Here is a 1,737-nt window from a genome sequence, read left to right on the forward strand (position 1 = left end):
GTCCGTGGCTTATGGCCTGCTTCCCATGCTCAAACAGGTCGGCGTGTTGTTCACATTGGGATTCGCCTTGGTTGCGCCCGTTGTTTTTTGTCTTTTCATGGTCGAGATGGCGCTCGGCGTCGTTGCGCGAAACTTGCCGCAAATGAATATGTTCGCCATTGGCATTCCCGTGAAGATCATTGTCGGGCTTGTTACTCTCTCGCTGTGGTTTTCCGGCATTGGCGGCGTCATGACTCGGGTCTATCACGGCATCTACACAACCTGGGATTCCATGCTGCCTCTGGATGCTTCCCGAAGCACGTCTGCACCGGAGGCTACGCGTGGCCGATGAACAAGACCTTGACCGCAATGAAGCGGCGACTCCCCACAAGCTCCTCAAGGCACAGGAAAAGGGACAGGTTGCGAAAAGTGCAGAAGTTATCTCGGCATTGGTCTGGACGGTGGCTTCCGTTTTTCTGACGTGGAAGGGCTGGGACAGTGTCAGGGACCAATTCATCTTCGACCAGAGCCTGCTGCTTCACATGGCGGGTTTGGACCCCCATGGCGGAGCGCTTTGGCCGATGGCATCCCAAGTGATCAAGGGAGCGATGATGCAGTTGCTGCCTTTCTTCGCCGTCGTCATGCTCACTGCCGTTCTCGCCAATGTGCTGCAGACCGGACCGATGTTCACGACAGAGCCGATCAAGGCGGACTTCGATAGATTGAATCCAGTCAACGGTTTCAAGAAGGTGTTTTCGATGCGAACGCTGTTTGATGCGGCCAGGGCCTGCGCCAAGCTGATTCTTCTTGCCGGCGTTTCCTACTTCGCACTTAAAAGCCTGGCGCCTCACTTCTTTGGCGTGGCTGGCCTGTCACCGCTGGCTTACCTGCGCACCTTGCTCCAGGATGCGGCCTCCTTGAGCATGAAGATGGCATTGATTCTTGCGATGATCGCCGCCGTGGATTGGATGTACACACGGCACGAGTTCTCCAAGAAGATGAAGATGAGCCGCAGGGAGCTGAAAGACGAATCAAAAAACCGGGAAGGCGATCCCCGCATCCGTGCGCGGCTGAGGGAGCTGCGCCGGGAAGCGCTGAAGCGCACATTAACGGTACGCAACACGAAGAATGCCGATGTGTTGTTGACGAATCCGACGCATGTGGCGGTCGCCTTGCGCTACAAGCATGGCGAGATGTCGTCTCCGCAGATGGTGGCCAAGGGTACCGGCCGGGTCGCAGGGGCCATGAGAAGAATAGCGAGCGAGAACAACATACCCGTCGTGCAAAACCCCGTTCTGGCCCGCAGGCTCTTCCGCGAGCTTGCGGTGGAGCAACATGTGCCCCAAGCCATGTATGCCGAAGTGGCGCGAATCATTGTCTGGGTCTTCGCCATGCGCGAACGCCGGCAGGGGATGGCTGCGACATGAAAGTCTTGCAAGGCTTCCTCACCAAACACAGCGACATCGTTATGGTGCTGCTGGTGTTGGGCGTGCTGGTGGTATTGTTTGCGCCCATCCCGAGCCCGCTGCTTGATTTCCTGATTCTGCTGAATTTCAGCTTCGCGTTTCTGATCCTGATGCTGACGTTCTATATGGCGCGGCCTGTCGAGTTTTCGACGTTCCCTTCGCTGCTGTTGATTGCCACCCTGTTCCGGCTGTCGCTGAATGTTGCCGCCACGCGCCTGATTCTTTCGGATGGCGATGCTGGTCGGGTGATTGCCGCTGTGGGCTCCTATGTCGTTGGCGGGAACTACGTAAT

General features: G+C 57.1%; 3 protein-coding genes. All 3 read left to right on the forward strand.

Annotated features, from left to right (window positions below; genetic code table 11):
- Positions 1 to 331: flagellar biosynthetic protein FliR (locus tag AC1D0Z_RS21025; RefSeq protein ID WP_477660100.1), on the forward strand; the 331-nt coding region annotated here is incomplete at its 5' end.
- A complete protein-coding gene (locus AC1D0Z_RS21030; protein WP_477660101.1) occupies positions 321 to 1,406 on the forward strand; it encodes an EscU/YscU/HrcU family type III secretion system export apparatus switch protein in 1,086 nt (361 codons plus the stop codon). The genes AC1D0Z_RS21025 and AC1D0Z_RS21030, both read left to right, overlap by 11 nt.
- A partial coding sequence (locus AC1D0Z_RS21035; RefSeq protein ID WP_477660102.1) for an FHIPEP family type III secretion protein occupies positions 1,403 to 1,737 on the forward strand: 335 nt, incomplete at its 3' end. The genes AC1D0Z_RS21030 and AC1D0Z_RS21035, both read left to right, overlap by 4 nt.

Source organism: Polaromonas sp. P1_E3, assembly GCF_056405935.1.